Annotated in this window: 15 protein-coding genes; 9 read left to right on the top strand and 6 right to left on the bottom strand. The window is 67.8% G+C overall.

Going from position 1 to position 15,209, the window contains the following annotated elements:
* Positions 1-569: ABC transporter ATP-binding protein (locus tag BRAS3809_RS05290; RefSeq protein WP_035655350.1), on the top strand; the 569-nt coding region annotated here is incomplete at its 5' end.
* A gap of 19 nt (positions 570-588) precedes the next feature.
* On the opposite strand, the gene eutC is transcribed toward BRAS3809_RS05290, so the two are convergent.
* Together eutC and BRAS3809_RS05280 are read right to left on the bottom strand one after the other, a co-directional pair.
* Complete coding sequence (gene eutC, locus BRAS3809_RS05285; RefSeq protein WP_035655355.1) at positions 589-1,368, bottom strand: ethanolamine ammonia-lyase subunit EutC; 780 nt, start codon at positions 1,366-1,368, stop codon at positions 589-591.
* Positions 1,368-2,753, bottom strand: a complete 1,386-nt coding sequence (locus tag BRAS3809_RS05280; protein WP_008961066.1) for an ethanolamine ammonia-lyase subunit EutB — start codon at positions 2,751-2,753, stop codon at positions 1,368-1,370. The genes eutC and BRAS3809_RS05280 overlap by 1 nt, the downstream gene beginning before the upstream one ends.
* A gap of 243 nt (positions 2,754-2,996) precedes the next feature.
* Between BRAS3809_RS05280 and BRAS3809_RS05275 the strand changes: the two genes are divergently transcribed.
* Positions 2,997-3,341: a Lin0512 family protein gene (locus BRAS3809_RS05275; protein ID WP_035655349.1), complete on the top strand. Its 345-nt coding sequence runs from the start codon at positions 2,997-2,999 to the stop codon at positions 3,339-3,341.
* Between the two features lie 657 nt (positions 3,342-3,998).
* Here the strand turns inward: BRAS3809_RS05275 and BRAS3809_RS05270 are convergent.
* Positions 3,999-4,904, bottom strand: coding sequence for a LysR family transcriptional regulator (locus tag BRAS3809_RS05270; RefSeq protein WP_008961064.1), 906 nt, complete (start codon positions 4,902-4,904; stop codon positions 3,999-4,001).
* A gap of 89 nt (positions 4,905-4,993) precedes the next feature.
* Here BRAS3809_RS05270 and BRAS3809_RS05265 point away from each other — a divergent pair, with 89 nt between their 5' ends.
* Positions 4,994-5,968, top strand: a complete 975-nt coding sequence (locus tag BRAS3809_RS05265; protein WP_008961063.1) for an NAD-dependent epimerase/dehydratase family protein — start codon at positions 4,994-4,996, stop codon at positions 5,966-5,968.
* 433 nt (positions 5,969-6,401) lie between these two features.
* Here the strand turns inward: BRAS3809_RS05265 and BRAS3809_RS05260 are convergent, their stop codons facing one another.
* Positions 6,402-7,067 (bottom strand): helix-turn-helix domain-containing protein, encoded by a 666-nt coding sequence (locus BRAS3809_RS05260; RefSeq protein WP_008961061.1) that lies wholly within the window; start codon positions 7,065-7,067, stop codon positions 6,402-6,404.
* Positions 7,068-7,275: 208 nt separating this feature from the next.
* Here BRAS3809_RS05260 and BRAS3809_RS05255 point away from each other — a divergent pair, with 208 nt between their 5' ends.
* The 4 genes from BRAS3809_RS05255 to BRAS3809_RS05240 all read left to right on the top strand — a co-directional run bounded on the left by BRAS3809_RS05255 (position 7,276) and on the right by BRAS3809_RS05240 (position 11,044).
* Positions 7,276-8,772, top strand: coding sequence for an amidase (locus BRAS3809_RS05255; protein WP_008961060.1), 1,497 nt, complete (start codon positions 7,276-7,278; stop codon positions 8,770-8,772).
* A 40-nt stretch (positions 8,773-8,812) separates the two neighbouring features.
* Positions 8,813-9,163 (top strand): RidA family protein, encoded by a 351-nt coding sequence (locus BRAS3809_RS05250; RefSeq protein ID WP_008961059.1) that lies wholly within the window; start codon positions 8,813-8,815, stop codon positions 9,161-9,163.
* Positions 9,164-9,178: 15 nt separating this feature from the next.
* Positions 9,179-10,417: an NAD(P)/FAD-dependent oxidoreductase gene (locus BRAS3809_RS05245; RefSeq protein WP_008961058.1), complete on the top strand. Its 1,239-nt coding sequence runs from the start codon at positions 9,179-9,181 to the stop codon at positions 10,415-10,417.
* A 252-nt stretch (positions 10,418-10,669) separates the two neighbouring features.
* Positions 10,670-11,044, top strand: a complete 375-nt coding sequence (locus BRAS3809_RS05240; RefSeq protein WP_008961057.1) for a hypothetical protein — start codon at positions 10,670-10,672, stop codon at positions 11,042-11,044.
* An 83-nt stretch (positions 11,045-11,127) separates the two neighbouring features.
* Here the strand turns inward: BRAS3809_RS05240 and BRAS3809_RS05235 are convergent, their stop codons facing one another.
* Together BRAS3809_RS05235 and BRAS3809_RS05230 are read right to left on the bottom strand one after the other, a co-directional pair.
* Positions 11,128-12,309 (bottom strand): polysaccharide deacetylase family protein, encoded by a 1,182-nt coding sequence (locus tag BRAS3809_RS05235; RefSeq protein WP_008961056.1) that lies wholly within the window; start codon positions 12,307-12,309, stop codon positions 11,128-11,130.
* A gap of 259 nt (positions 12,310-12,568) precedes the next feature.
* Positions 12,569-13,417, bottom strand: a complete 849-nt coding sequence (locus BRAS3809_RS05230; RefSeq protein WP_008961055.1) for a polysaccharide deacetylase family protein — start codon at positions 13,415-13,417, stop codon at positions 12,569-12,571.
* Positions 13,418-13,508: 91 nt separating this feature from the next.
* On the opposite strand from BRAS3809_RS05230, the gene mgtE reads away from it, so the two are divergent.
* On the top strand, positions 13,509-14,927 hold the full coding sequence (mgtE, locus tag BRAS3809_RS05225; RefSeq protein ID WP_008961054.1) for a magnesium transporter: 1,419 nt from the start codon (positions 13,509-13,511) through the stop codon (positions 14,925-14,927).
* 81 nt (positions 14,928-15,008) lie between these two features.
* Positions 15,009-15,209 (top strand): helix-turn-helix domain-containing protein (locus BRAS3809_RS05220; RefSeq protein ID WP_035655352.1); only part of this gene is annotated, 201 nt, incomplete at its 3' end.

The raw sequence follows: 15,209 nt of genomic DNA, 5'->3' as shown, positions 1-15,209 counted from the left end.
CCGTGATGGGGCTGATGCCGAAGGCCGAGGGCCGCGTGCGCTTCGCCGGCCAGGACCTGCTGCCGTTGCCGGCGCATCGCCGCTTCCATCTCGGCCTCGCCTATGTGCCCGAGGAGCGGCGCATCGTGCCCGGCCTGTCGGTGCGCGAGAATTTGCGGCTGGGGCTCGTCGCCGCCAAGGCCGACATCGACGAGCGCGCGGCGATCGCGGAGATTGCCGAGACCTTTCCGCGGCTGCGCGAGCGCCTCGACCAGGAGGGCGTGACGCTCTCGGGCGGCGAGCAGCAGATGCTGGCGATCGCGCGGGCGCTGATCGCGCGGCCGCGCATGGTGCTGCTCGACGAGCCCTCCGAAGGCATCATGCCGGTGCTGGTCGAGGAGATGGGCGTGCTGTTCCGGCGGCTGCGCGACCAGGGCAAGACCTTGCTCCTGGTCGAGCAGAATGTCGAATGGGCGCTGCGGCTTGCCGATCGCGCCGTCATCATCGACCAGGGCGAGGTCGTGCATGAGAGCAGCGCGGCGGCGCTGCTGGCCGACAAGGACATCCAGGACCGGTATTGCGCGGTCTGAGGCTGCGCCGCCCGCCGGCTCATGGCTCCTCCGGCGGAGGCAGTTGCGGCAGCCGCGCGAGGCCGACGCCGGCGGCCTGGTGCTGGAACATGCGCGCGATCAGATCGGACGCCTGCCTCGCCGCGTCCGCCGGAGCCAGCCCGCCATGGCGGACGTTGGAGATGCAGTTGCGCTCGGAATCGACGCGGCCGCGGCGCGGCATCCAGGTGAGATAGAGTCCGAGTGAATCGGCGGCGCTCAGTCCAGGTCGTTCGCCGATCAGGATGATCGAAGCCGATGCGCCGAACAGCTCGCCGACGTGATCGGCCAGCGCGACGCGGCCCTGCGAGGCCACGATCACCGGCGACAGCCTCCGGCCGGTCGCGGCGAGCAGCGGCATCAAGGCATCGAGCACGGGCAGGGCGTTGACCTGCACTGCGCGGCTGCTCAAGCCATCGGCGACCACGAGCACGATGTCGGCCGGCGCACGCGGCTCCGACAGCAGCGCTTCCGAGGCCGGCGAGAGCAGGCGGCCGGCATCGGGGCGCTGCAGATAGGTGGCGCGATCGGCGGCCCGGCTGTGCACGGCGAGCGCGGGCCAGCCGCGCGCGGCGACCTCGGCGGCGAACTGCGCGGCATCGAACGGCTTCAGCACGGCGTCGCGCGCTTCGGCATGCGCTGCCTGGAACGCGAGATGCGCCGACGTCGGCAGGCCCGGGCCGCAGCGGCCGAGCGCGATGCGCGCCTCGGTGAAGCGCGACAGCCAGGTCCACTCATCGGCGGAGGAGGTTGCGAGCGTCTTGTCGTCCGCGCCACTCATCATTCCGCCTCCAGCAGCGGCAGCGCCGGCATCAGCCGTGCCGGCTCGAATTGCAGCTCGCCCTTGGCATCGCTGATGCCGGTCGCCGCCAGCCACGCCTCGAACTCCGGCGCCGCGCGCTTGCCGAGCACCTTGCGCACATAGAGCGCGTCATGGAACGATGTGCTCTGATAGTTCAGCATGATGTCGTCGGCGCCGGGCACGCCCATGATGTAGGTGCAGCCGGCGACGCCGAGCAGCGTCAGCAATGCATCCATGTCGTCCTGGTCGGCCTCGGCGTGGTTGGTGTAGCAGACGTCGCAGCCCATCGGCAGGCCGAGCAGCTTGCCGCAGAAATGGTCCTCCAGGCCCGCGCGCAGGATCTGCTTGCCGTCGTAGAGATATTCAGGGCCGATGAAGCCGACGACGGTGTTCACCAGCAGCGGCCGGTAGCGTCGCGCCACCGCGTAGCAGCGCGCCTCGAGGGTCTGCTGGTCGACGCCGCAATGTCCATCCGAGGACAGCTCGCTGCCTTGCCCGGTTTCGAAATACATGACGTTGCCCCCTGTGGGACAGCGCCCGAGGCTTTCGGCAGCACTGAGCGCCTCATCGAGCAGCGTCAGCGTGATGCCAAATCCGCGATTGGCCGCCTCGGTGCCGGCGAGCGACTGGAACACGAGATCGACCGGCGCGCGGCGCTCGATCGCCTTCAGCGCGGTGGTGACATGGGCGAGCACGCAGGACTGGATCGGCGCATGCGAGGCGAGGCGCAAGGTCTCGATCATGTCGAGCAGCCGCATCATGGTGTCGACGTCGTCGCTCGCCGGATTGATGCCGATGGTGGCGTCGCCGACGCCATACATCAGCCCGTCGAGGATCGAGGCCGCGACGCCCTTGGGATCGTCGAGCGGATGATTGGGCTGCAGCCGCGTCGACATCGTCCCCTTCAGTCCGATGGTGCAGCGGAAGCGCGTGATCACCTCGCATTTCGCGGCGACGGTGACGAGGTCCTGCAGCCGCATGATCTTGCACACCGCAGCCACCATCTCGGGTGTGAGGCCCGGCGACACCGCCGTCAGCATCGTCGCATCGGTCGCATCGGACAGCAGCCATTCGCGAAACGCGCCGACGGTGAGGCTCGCGATCGGGGCGAACGCGTGGCCGTCATGCTGGTCGACGATCAATTGCGTGACCTCGTCGCTCTCATAGGGAATGACGGCCTCGTTGAGGAAGTGCCGCAGCGGCAAATCGGCGAGCGCCATCCGCGCCGCGACGCGTTCGGCCGCGTCCTGCGCGGCGAGTCCGGCGAGCACGTCGCCCGAGCGCAATGGCGTCGCCTTGGCGAGCAGGGTGCGGAGGTCGACGAAGCGATAGGTCGTGCCGCCCAGCGTGTGTGAAAAACCCATTGGCGTTTTCCTCAATGACGGGCGGGGGCAAGTTTCGTGGCCGGGTCGGGCATCGGCGTGGATGAGGCTGCAGAGGGCATCATGGCAAAGGTCTTTTGTCGTCGTCGTTCAGATCATCATGCACGATATATGCCCGTGTCCGATGACCATTCTGCGTCTTGCCGGAGCCGATGTCAGCCGGGTTGCGCCGGCCGTGCGCTGGGCTAAGGTCGCGCGCCGATCAACGCAATTCGAGGGAACCGCATGGCCCGCATTCGCTGTATCACCGAGATGGGCATGGGCGTCGACGTCCACGGCCGCGACGCCACCAAGGCGGCCAGGCGCGCGGTATCGGATGCGATCCGTCATTCCAGCCTCGGCTTCTTCCGCATGGTCGGCAAGACGCCGCAGGACATGCTGGTCGACGTCACCATCGGCGTCCCCAATCCTGAGGCCGTCGACACGGCCGCGGTCGCCAAGGAGCTGCCCTATGGCACGGTGACGGTCACCGCCGTGAAAGGCGGGCTGGAGATTCCGGCGGAGGCCGGCAGTGACGCCATCATCATCGCCAATGCCGCGGTGCTGGTGCATCTCGACGACGGCAAGTGAGTCCGCGCACGGCATCATGAGCAGTTCGTCCTGATGTGAATGTCAAACAGCGGCGCATGTCATCGCGATCCCGCGATGCCGAGCGCATCCGGGTGATGTCCGAACGATGTCCCTCTCGTGAGCAGAGGGCGCAGGGAAGACCGGGTATCCGCTGATACCCGCGGCCCCCGTGCGTGAAGAGGTGCACGGGGCAGGAACCACAGGCTCAGCCGGACATTCCGGCCTTCCCTGCGCAACGGTTTTGACGGCTTATACGTGCTCTCCCCGGTGTACGGGCTCTCTAGCCACCGTCGCCGTCGGGCTCATCATCACCCACGGCTTGGCGCCAGCGTCGCGGCGCCAGGACCACACGATTTCGCCGGCGCATCCCGCCGTTCGTCCGCGTGGCAAGCCACGCTGCGGCAGAACACGCCCGTCGCATCACCGCCTCCACGTTCGTGACGATCGCGAAGCGTCCCTCATGACGAGGCGGGACAGGGGGAGTGTTTCATGAAATTCGGAAAAACGAAAGCGGAATATTTTTCACGGCGGGACTGGACAGAGGTGATGTCGTTGAAGCTGCGGACGAAAAGAAATTTCTGGCGCAGCCCCTCAGGCAGCGAATGCTGGTGTGTTCGTACGGCATGAGCGGCGCAGCGCGGTGTGTCTGCGCTGCGCTCACCGGCTGCCCGCGCTGACCCACCGCGCCAGCCCCTCGGCCAGTCCATCGACCATCACGCGGATCGGCGGGGAGTCCTTCTGGTCCTCGTGCACGGCGAGCCAGCAGTCGAGCTCGAAGGCGATCTGGCCGGGGAGCACGGGGAGCAGCGCGGGATTGCGCCTCGCCATGGCTTTCTGCATGCCGCCGATGCCGAGGCCGGCTTCGATCGCCGTCACCTGGGCGACGTCGGAGTCGGTGCGATAGGAGAAGAGCTCGCGCGAGAGCGGCAGCTGTGCGCTCGCGACCGAGCGCGCGGAGTGATCGTCGCGGTCGAAGCCGATGATGTGATGCGCGCCGAGCTGTTCGATCGTGTCGGGCAGGCCGAAGCGGGCGATGTAGTCGCGATGTGCGTAGAGCCCGAGCGGAACGCTGCCGATGCGGCGCGCAACGAGGCCGTCCTGCTTTGGCCGGATCATCCGCACGGCGATGTCGGCGTCCCGCCGCAGCAGGTCGTCGGTGCGGTTGTTGAGCACGAGCTCGATGACGATCTCGGGAAAGCGGTGGCGGATGCCGGCGAGGATCGGCGGCAGCACGAAGGTGCCGACGATCTCGCTCGCCGAGATCCTGACGACGCCGCGCGGCTGACGCGCATCTCCGCCAGTCTTCGCACTCCGTACCAGCGCCGCGAAGGCTGCCTCCATCGCCTCGGCATGCGGGACCAGCGCCGTAGCCGCCTCGGTCGGCAGCAGGCCGGCCTGCGAGCGGGTGAACAGCGCGACGCCGAGCCCGGCCTCGAGCTCGTCGATGTGGCGGCCGACCGTCGGCTGCGTCAGCCCCGTTGCGCGCGCCGCGGCCGACAGGCTGCCGCGCCTGACCACGGCGAGGAAGGAGCGCAGCAGGCTCCAGTCGGAGATCTCAATCATACGAAAATGTATAGCGACTAAATATTGTTTGGCAATTTTCGTTTTGCGGCGGCCGGTCCAGATTGCTGGAAACAGCAAGGAGATCAGCCATGTCCGCCACCCCATCGACCACCCCGACCGCCTTGGTTCTCGGCCTGACCGGCGCGATCGGCGGCGCCATCGCGGCAAGCCTGGCGCGGCGCGGCTACGCCATCCGCGCGCTGACCCGCCGTCCGCCCGCGGACCGGCCGGCGCTCGGCTTTCCGGTCGACTGGCGTGACGGCGATGCGCGCGACGCAGCCTCCGTGCGCGCGGCCGCCGAGGGCGCCAGCCTGATCGTCCACGGCGTCAATCCGCCCGGCTATGCGCGCTGGCGCGAGGAGGCGCTGCCGATGCTCGCCAACACCATCGCCGCGGCGAAGACCGCCAGCGCGACGATCCTGTTTCCGGGGAATGTCTACGTCTACTCCACGGCATCGCCGGCGGTCGTCAGCGAAACCACGCCGCGGCAGCCGACGACGCGCAAGGGAAAGGTGCGGCTGGAGATGGAGGAGATGCTGGAGCAGGCGGCGCGCGACCACGGCGTCCGCGTCATCGCGGTGAGGGCCGGCGACTTCTTCGGTCCCGGCGTGACGAATTCCTGGTTCGCGCAGGCGATGGCGAAAGGCGGCATGGCCGCGACATCCGTTCAGCGCCTGACACGGCCCGGCATCGGGCATGCCTGGGCTTATGTGCCCGACCTCGCCGAGACGTTTGCGCGGCTCGTCGACATCCGCGCGGAGCTCCCGGCCTACACGATGCTGAATTTCGCCGGCCACTACGATGTGACCGGCCACGACATGACGGATGCGGTGCGACGCGTCCTCGGCCGGCCCGATCTGCCGGTGAGGCCGTTCCCCTGGATCATCCTCTGGCTCGCCGCACCGTTCGTCGGCTTCATGCGCGAGGCGCTCGAGATGCGGTGGCTGTGGAAGCAGAGCCTCGCGCTGGACAATCGCAGGCTGGTCGGGCTGCTCGGGGCAGAGCCGCATACGCCGCTGGATGAGGCGGTGAGGGCGGCGCTGAGAAGGGCTTCGGCGCGTTAGCGTCAGCGGTTGGACTGCTGAGAGCGATGCTCTCTCCACGTCATTGCGAGCGAAGCGAGGCAATCCAGAGTCGTTTTCACAGCCCTGGATTGCTTCGTCACTACGCTCCTCGCAATGACGGCGGGAGAGCGGCGGCTTAGTTGTGCGATCTTCAACCGTGACGACCGTTTCCGAAGCCGGGGCACATCGATCATATAGGCTCGCTGTCATCGTCCGCGAAAGCGGACGATCCAGTACGCCGTGACACCTCGGTTCAATATTCGGTGCCGCGGAGGACTGGATGCTCCGCCTTCGCGGAGCATGACAGCAGTGGATACGGCGAAAGCTCACCCGGAACTAATAGCGGGTTCTAAGGAAACGCGCGTCTAGCATCGAGATTTGCCCGACGATGCCTTCCGCGAAGTTCATCGCTCCTTTAAGGGTCCGATCGCCCTCACTCCACCGCATCCTTCTGCGCAATCCTGTGCAGCTGCTCGAACAGATCCGCCTGCTCGCTGGTGCAGAGACATACGCCCTGCGCGGAGTCCGCCTCGCCGGCGTTGAGGTAGGCGTGGCCCATGGTGCTGTCGAGGTAGATGCCGTCGCCTTCGTGGAGGATCTCCGGGGCGTAGAACTCGGTGTGGACGGCGATCGTGCCGCGCGTCACCAGGAAGTATTCCTCGCCGCTGTGGCGGAGCAGGGGGCCGAACTCGTCGAGCGTGCGGGCGCGCACCTCGGCGACCATCGGCACCATGCGTTTGCCGATCAGATCGGTGCATTGATAGACGTAGGTGTAGAACCGGGTGTTGACCACCTGGCCCTGGCCGGCGCGGCTGATGCTGCGGCGGGCGGTGACCGGGCGGCCAGGCTCGGGGCGCTGCGCGGCCGGGCTGAACAGCTCGGCGATGTCCATCTGCAGGCCCGAGGTGAGCTGCAGCAGCTTGTCGTAGGTCAGCGACATCAGGCCGTTCTCGACCTTCGACAGGGTCGACAGCGCCATCCCCGTCTTCTCCGCGACCTGCTTCAAGGTCAGCCCGCGCGCCTGCCGGGCGGCCTTCAGGCACTGGCCGAGCTGGGAATGGGGGCCTTCGGCGGGCGCGCTGATGGCGGTATCGGTCACTTGTGTCTCCGGAAAATCCGTTAGCGGATCGGCATTGTCGCGGCGCCTCACCGGCTGGCCAATCTGGCGCGAAAGCGCAGCACAATCAATCATCTGTCTGCATGGTCCATGGGCATGCATGAACTGCGGTGGAACTGTGCGTTTTCGCCTCGTGCATCTTATTTCTTATGTGCTAAATAGTTTTCCGATTTGGAAAGAGAAGTGCTCCGTGACGGCCATCTGCGATCAAACTGCCAATGAGCTGGTCAAGCTCCTGAAATCCAAGTTGATCTCGCCGGTCGCGCTGCTCGATTCGTGCCTGGAGCGGATCGAAGCGGTCAATCCGGCGGTCAACGCGGTGGTGACCCTGGACGAGCCGGGGGCGCGGGCGGCGGCCCGGCGCGCCGAGTCGGAGCTTCTCCGCGGCGAGGACAAGGGTCCGCTGCACGGCCTGCCGGTGCTGATCAAGGACACCCAGGACACCGCCGGGATGCGCTCGACCTATGGCAGTCCGATCCTCGCGGACAATGTCCCGGCGATCGACCAGGCGTCGGTGGCGCGGCTGCGCGCGGCGGGCGCTGTGATCTTCGGCAAGACCAACACGCCGGAATGGGCGGCCGGCGGCAACACCCGCAACCCCGTGTTCGGCGCCACCGGCAATCCGTTCGACACGTTGCGCTCGGCGGCCGGCTCCTCCGGCGGCTCGGCGGCGGCGCTGGCCTGCGGCATGGCGCCGCTCGCCTCCGGCTCGGACACCGGCGGCAGCTTGCGCAATCCGGCCGGGTTCTGCGGCATCGTCGGTTTCAGGCCGTCCTACGGCCTCGTTGCCAGCGAGAAGCGCGCCCATGGCTGGTCGTGCCTGTCGACCGACGGGCCGATGGCGCGCGACGTCGCCGATACCGCGCTGATGCTGTCGGTGATGGCGAGCGACGACGCGCGCGATCCGCTGGCCTACACCTTGCCGGGCGAAGCGGTGCGCGGAACGCCCGCGCGCTGGGCCGTGCCGCCGCGGGTGGAGTTGCGCAAGCTCAGGCTCGCCTTCACCGAGGATTTTGGCTTCGCGCCGACCGAGCAACTGATCCGCCGTGCCTTCCGCGCCCGCGTGTCGCGCATCGCGCCGCTGTTTGCCGAGGCCGCCGAGGCCGCGCCGGATTGCAGCGGCGCCGACGAGACCTTCGCGGTGCTGCGCGCGTCGCTGTTCCTCACCCAGCACGGCAAGAACTATCGCGAGCGGCCCGAGATGATCGGGCCGAACGTGCGCGCCAATGTCGAGGAGGGGCTGTCCTACAGCCTCGAGGATTTTTCGCGCGCCGCGGCCAACCAGACCCGGATCTATCGCGCCTATCAGGGCTTTTTTGCTTCACACGATGTGCTGGTCAGCCCGACCATCACGCTCAGCCCGCGGCCGTGGGCGGAGTTGTATCCGGCGGAGATCGACGGCGTGCCGACCAAATCCTACTTCCATTGGCTGGCGCTGGCCTATGCGGTGACCTTGGCCGGACATCCCGCGCTCAGCTTGCCGCTCGGCGTCGACGAGAACGGGCTGCCGTTCGGGCTGCAGATCGTGGGTCCCCGTGGCGGCGATGCGCTGGTGCTTGGCGTGGCCGAGGCGCTGGAAGACGCGTTTGCCGGTGACGCCGAACTGCGCCGTCCGCAACCTGATCTGGCCAGGCTCGCCGCGTTGCCGCCGCTGTCGCAGACGCCCGGCTTCATGGCCTGGGATTGAAGCGTGCCGGCATGATCAACACCTTCTTCTGGAGCTAGCAATGTCCGACGCAACCTCATGGCCGTTCTCGCTGGTACGCCGCGCCGGCGGCCTCGTGTTCCTGTCGGGCGAAGTGCCGGTCGCCGATGACGGCAGCATTCCCGAGGGCATCACGGCGCAGACCGACCTCGTCTTCAAGCACATCGCGGAGACGCTGGCGGGCGAGGGGCTTTCGCTGGACGACGTCGTGTCCTGCATGGTGCATCTCGCCGACAAGGCCGACTTCGCCGACTACAACGCGGCCTATCGCAAGCATTTCAAGGACCCGCTGCCGGTGCGTACCACGGTGCAGGCGCAGATGATCGCGGATGTGAAGCTCGAGGTCACCGTCGTCGCGGCGGCGCGGACCTGACAGGGAGTGATGACGATGCGCAGCGCAATCGTTCTCGGAGGCGGCATGGTCGGCGTCGGTACGGCGCTGCACCTGCAGAGCAGGGGCTGGTCGGTGGCCCTCGTCGATCGCCGCGAGCCCGGCCGCGAGACCAGCTATGGCAATGCCGGCATCATCCAGAGCGAGGCCGTCCGGCCTTACGCGATGCCCCATGACATCGCCGGCGTGCTCGACATCGCGCTGGCGCGCACCAACGACGTGCACTACACGCTCGCCGGCCTGCCGTATCACGTGCGGCCGCTGCTGCAATATTGGTGGAATTCGTTTCCCGCCCGCCACGAGGTGCTGTCCCGCACCTATGCGCAACTGATTTCGCGCGCCGCGCCCGAGCACGAGCCGCTGATCCAGGCTGCCGGTGCCGGCAATCTCGTGCGCCGCGACGGTTTTCGCGTGCTGCACCGGAGCCAGGCGCAGTTCGACAAGGAAGCGAAGGACGCCGAGGCCGTCGGCAAGGCGTTCGGCGTGAAGTTCAAGCTGCTCAGCGCCGGCGAACTGGCGAAGGCCGAGCCCGGCCTCGTCGACAGCGGCATCGGCGGCCTGCATTGGCAGGAGCCATGGACGGTGTCGGACCCCGGCAGCCTGGTGGCGTCCTATGCGGACCTGTTCGTCAAGCGCGGCGGCAAGCTGCTGCACGGCGATGCGACGACGTTGGCGCAGGCCGGTCGTGGCTGGGCCGTGACGACGGCGGAGGGACGCATCGAGGCGGAGGCCGTCGTGGTCGCGCTCGGGCCGTGGTCGCCGGAGTTCCTCAAGCGCTTCGGCATGGACATTCCGATGGTGCGCAAGCGCGGCTATCACCGACACTACTCGGGCGGCGCGCCGCTCGACCTGCCGCTGCGCGACGCCGCGTTCGGCTATCTGATGAACCCGATGGCCAAGGGCGTGCGCATCACCACCGGCGCCGAGCTGTCGTCGCCGGATGCGAAGCCGACGCCGGTCCAGCTCGGCAAGGCGGAAGCGGCCGCGCGCCAGCTGATCGATCTCGGCCAGCCGGTCGAGCCCGAGCCGTGGATCGGCACGCGACCGTGCATGCCGGACATGCTGCCGGTGGTCGGCCAGGCCGCGCGGCACAAGGGGCTGTGGCTGCATTTTGGGCACGGTCACCAGGGCTTCACGCTCGGACCCGCGACGGGCTCCATCCTCGCCGAGCTGATGAGCGGCGAAGCGCCCAGCGTCGACGTCGCGGCTTGCGCGCCGGCGCGCTTCGGCGCGTAGCATCACTGCCGTCAGTCCAACGCGCGACCTGAGATGGTTGGGCTGGCGGTCCTTGCGGGATGACGTTGCAGCCGATTGTTTACCACGGCGGGGATCCGGGAACTCGAGCGGTATGCCGAGGCCGCGCGGCCGCGTTGGCTTCACGAATTTGCAAGCCGGCTCGTCTACGGTCGCATGGGTTGGGCCAGGACGCGGGAGCAAAACGCGACGTGAGTTCTGTCGGCCAGCGATCCGGACTTCCTGGGGGAACAGATGAACATCACGGGGCTCGCTTACCGCTTCTTTTCCAACTTCGTGTTTGTCGCGGCGGTCTTTCTCAGCCTGAACTACATCGAGAAATACCAGAACCGCGCGGTGCTTGCGCTGGTGGTGCTGATCTATGCCGGCATGCGCGCGGTGTCGGTGGTGCGCACCTTCCACTTCTTCGGGCGCATCGAGAAGCTGGAGTCGGACGTGCGCCGTCTCGCCGGCATGCTCGGTGAAGGGCCGGTCGGTCAGGTCATCAACAAGCAGGTGGTGTCCGACGTCGGCTCGCTGCGCAGGGACGGCGAGCAGAAGTCCTATATGGATCTGTTCTTCCTCGCCGCCATCGTCATCCTCTGCGTCAGCAAGCTGATCAGCAACTGAGCCGCGCGCGAACGCCAAGCCACACATGAAAAAAGGGGCGCCCGTGCGCCCCCTTTTTGTATCCGGCTAGCCGTCCCCGATCCTCAGCGCCGGCGCAGGCTCGCGAGGCGGACCGGGCGGGCCGGCTGCTTGGCGGCGGCCTGGCCTTCGACGCGCACAACCTGATGCCGGCGCGCCGACAACGGCGCGGCCGGCGGCCAGGAGAACAGGTCGGCCGATGGGGCAGGCAGCGCCGGCGCGGTCGCGATCCGTGCCTTGACCGCGGGACGCGGCCATGCCGGCTTCGGCAGCGGCGCCGGCATGTCGAGGTTGCCGAAATCGTCGAGCGCGGCGCGGGCGCGGGTGTCGGCGCCGGCGAGATCCGTCGGCGTGATCGCAGGCCAATGCGCGACCGGCGTCTCGTCCGACGGACGATGCACCAGCCAGTCGTCGGGCTGGGTCGGCGTCGCCGGCCGGTCCGGCGTCGCGGCGACGACGTGCACGATGTGATAGTTCTTGGCCTTGAGATCCGCGAGGATCTTCGGCAGCGCGGCCACGGTGCGCGCGTGAATGTCGTGCAGCAACAGGATGCCCTTGCCGCGCGCCTCCAGCCGCTTGATCGCAAGTTCGTGAACCTTGGCGCCGGAAATGCTGCGCCAATCGTCGGCGAGGAAATCGGCGCTCCAGACCTGCAGGCCGAGCGAGGCGGCGTAGCTCTCGACCGCATCGCCGCGGAGCAGGCCGGGCACGCGGAAGAACGGCGACAGCGCGGAGGGATCCGTCAGCGCCGCCTTGGTCCAGGCGATGCCCTGGTCGACCTCCGGCTGCACCTGCTCCAGCGTCATCCGGTTCATGCTCAGCGGATGGTTCTGGCTGTGCGTGCCGATGGTGTGGCCGGCGGCGGCGAGCTTGCGCACGCCTTCGGGATCGGCCTTGGCCTGGCGCCCGATCGTGAAGAACGTCGCCTTGACGCACTGGTCGGCGAGGATCTGCAGCACCTGATTGCTGTATTTGGGCAGCGGACCGTCGTCGAAGGTGATGACCACCTCGTGGTCCTTGAGAGGCAGCGTTTCCTTGTACTGCATCGCGCCGATGCGCGGATGCTCGCGCGGGTCGACCACCAGGGTGCGCGAGGTGCCGAGCGCGTCGGGATGGCCCGGACAATCGGCGGCAAAAGCGACCGACGAGCCGAGAGAGGATCCGAGCGCCGATCCGCCGGCGAGCAGGCCCAGCATCACCGCGACCGATGATCGCCGTCCAACGCCCGCTCTCGCACGATCACGCATACCGCTATCCATCTTGTCTGCGACTCTTCGACGACTGCACTTCGATGGTCGAACGCCGCCGACCAAACGCTCCGATGATCCAGCATGTATCGCGGATGGGGTGCCGCGCCCATCGCAACCAAGACATAGCAGGGATGACCGGCTGCCGCGACATGCCATCGGTTCGCGTTCCCGTTTGCCGACGGCTGTTGCCGGATTGCAAGCCGAAAACCAGCGCGTTCGGGTCCAAACAGCGTAGCCGGACTGCCTGAACGACGGATTAACCGCCTTCGTGCGACGGCGCGGCCGATTCGGCCGGGTGCTCGCTGTGCTGCTCGGGCTCTTCGGGCTTGGCCGGAACGATATGAACGACGCGGTAGTCGTGATCCCTGAGGTAGCGCAGGAACGCCGGCAGCATCGCGACGGTGCGCGGCTGCGGATCGTGCAGCAGGATGATGCCCTTGCGCGCCTGGGTCAGCCTGCGGATCAGGAGCTTCAGCGTCCCCTGCGGAGACATGGCCTTCCAGTCGCTGGCCCACAGATCGGCGCCGAACACGGCAATGCCGCGCGATTGCAGCAGGTCGAGCGTCGCCGGCGTCGATTCGAAGTAGGGGAACCGGAAGAACGGCGTGGACGGCGTCGTCGTCTCGATGCCGTTGAGCGCCTTCTCGTCCGCGGCGATGCCGCGATCGATCTCCTCGATCGCCTGATCGGGCGAGATGTGCGCCAGATGCGCGTGCGTGTAGGTGTGATGGCCGACCGTGTGGCCTTCGGCGGCGATCTTCCGCACCAGTTCGGCGCGGCCCGACGCGGGCTGACCGACCAGGAAGAAGGTCGCGCGCACGCATTCCCTCGCGAGCGCCGCGAGCACCTTGTTGGTCATCGGCGGCGAGGGGCCGTCGTCGAAGGTGAGCACGACCTCGCCGTCCTGCAGCGGCAGGGTATCCGGAAAGCTCTTCAGGCCGACCCGCGGGTAGTTCTTCGGGTTCACGCTCAGCACGCGCGAGGTGCCGAGCGTGCCCTCGCGCGGGCAGTCGGCCGGCGCCGCGGCGGCGCCGTGCGCGAGGAGCAGCGTGGCGACCGCGCCCCATGCGTTTACCCATCGCCGTATCAGTCGCGCCTGAGACATCTTTTCCCGTTGCGCTCGCTGTTGCCCATTATGTAATGCGTGAAAGCACAGATCAGACCAGTCGTCTGAACGATGGCTCGTGAGGCACGTCATGAACGAGACCCTGGACGTTGCCCCCGCCGAAGCAATCCTAGCCGATCGCGCGGCGATGCGCACCGAATCCGGCGAAATTCGCGGTGAATTCATCGCCGCAATTGCCGCCGCCATCGCCGCCGAGGACGAGGCGTTCCTGCGCGCCGAGGTTGCCGAGCTGCACGAGGCGGATCTCGGCGATCTGATCGCCGCGCTCGCCCCGGACGACCGCGTCAGGCTGGTCGAGCTGACCGGCACCGATTTCGATTTTTCCGCGCTGAACGAGGTCGACGACGCCGTCCGCGAGGAGATCCTGGAGGAGCTCGAGCCGGAGACCGTCGCCGAAGGCGTTCGCGAACTCGAATCCGACGACGCCGTCGAGCTGCTCGAGAGCCTCGACGAGGAGGACAAGGAGGAGATCCTCGAACGCCTGCCGCCGTCGGAGCGCGACGTGCTCGCGCGCAGCCTGGATTATCCCGAAGGCTCGGCCGGCCGGCGCATGCAGAGCGAGTTCATCGCGGTTCCCCTGGGTTCGACCGTCGGCGAAGCCATCGACTACATGCGCGAGACGCCCGATCTGCCGGAGCGGTTCTACGAGATCTACGCGGTCGATGACTCCAGGCACTGGCAGGGCGCGGTGTCGCTGGACAAGCTGTTGCGCGCGCGCCGCCCGGTGCCGCTCGCCGAGCTGATCGACGAGGACCGCCGCCGCGTCACCGTGACCGACGATCTCGCCGAGGTCGCCCGGATGTTCGGCAAGTACAATCTGGTCGCAGCGCCCGTGGTCGATGCCGAGAACCGGCTCGCCGGCGTCATCACCATCGACGACGTCGTCGACGTGATCGAGGAGGAGGCCGACGAGGACTTCAAGGCGCTCGGCGGCGTGTCCGGCGACGAGGAACTGTCCGACAGCGTCTGGACCATCGCCAAGGGCCGCTTCAACTGGCTGCTGATCAACCTCGCCACCGCGTTCCTGGCGTCCTCCGTGCTCGGCCTGTTCGAGGGCCAGCTGCAGCAGATGGTGGCGCTGGCCGTGCTCGCGCCGATCGTGGCAAGCCAGGGCGGCAACGCCGCGACCCAGACCATGACGGTCGCGGTGCGCGCGCTGGCCACCCGCGAGCTCGGGCCCAGCAATGCGCTGCGCGTCGTGATGCGCGAGGCGCTGGTCGGGCTCGTGAACGGGCTCGCCTTCGCGCTGATCACCGGCATCGCCGCGGTCGCCTGGTTCAAGACGCCGGGCCTCGGCATCGTGATCGGGCTCGCCATCATCTCCAACCTCGTCGCCGGCGCGCTCGGCGGCATCCTGATCCCGATGGTGCTCGAGCGCGTCCGCGCCGACCCGGCCGTTGCGTCGGGAACCTTCGTCACGACCGTCACCGACGTGGTCGGCTTCTTCTCGTTCCTGGGCATCGCCACGCTCTGGTTCGGGCTGAAATAGCGCGGCGCCTGAACGACTTATATCGTTAATCCGGCCTTAACGCGGCTCGGCGACACTGGCGTCCGAGACGGAGCAGGACCGATGCAACGCTTGCGGCTGAAGGCAGATGGACGGATCGTGGAACTGCGCGATGGCGGCGAATTTCCGCTCGCGCCCTCGGCGGCGGCCCCGGCCGCCCCGCTCGAGGTTCGCGACCTCCGGCGGCGGGTGCAGCTGACGCAGCAGGAGTTCGCCGCCAAGCTCGGCGTTCCCGTCGAGACGATTCGCAACTGGGAGCAGGGC

Origin of the sequence: Bradyrhizobium sp. STM 3809, from assembly GCF_000239795.1 — a bacterium.
Lineage (GTDB): Bacteria > Pseudomonadota > Alphaproteobacteria > Rhizobiales > Xanthobacteraceae > Bradyrhizobium.
This window is presented reverse-complemented; position numbering and strand designations above follow the sequence as displayed.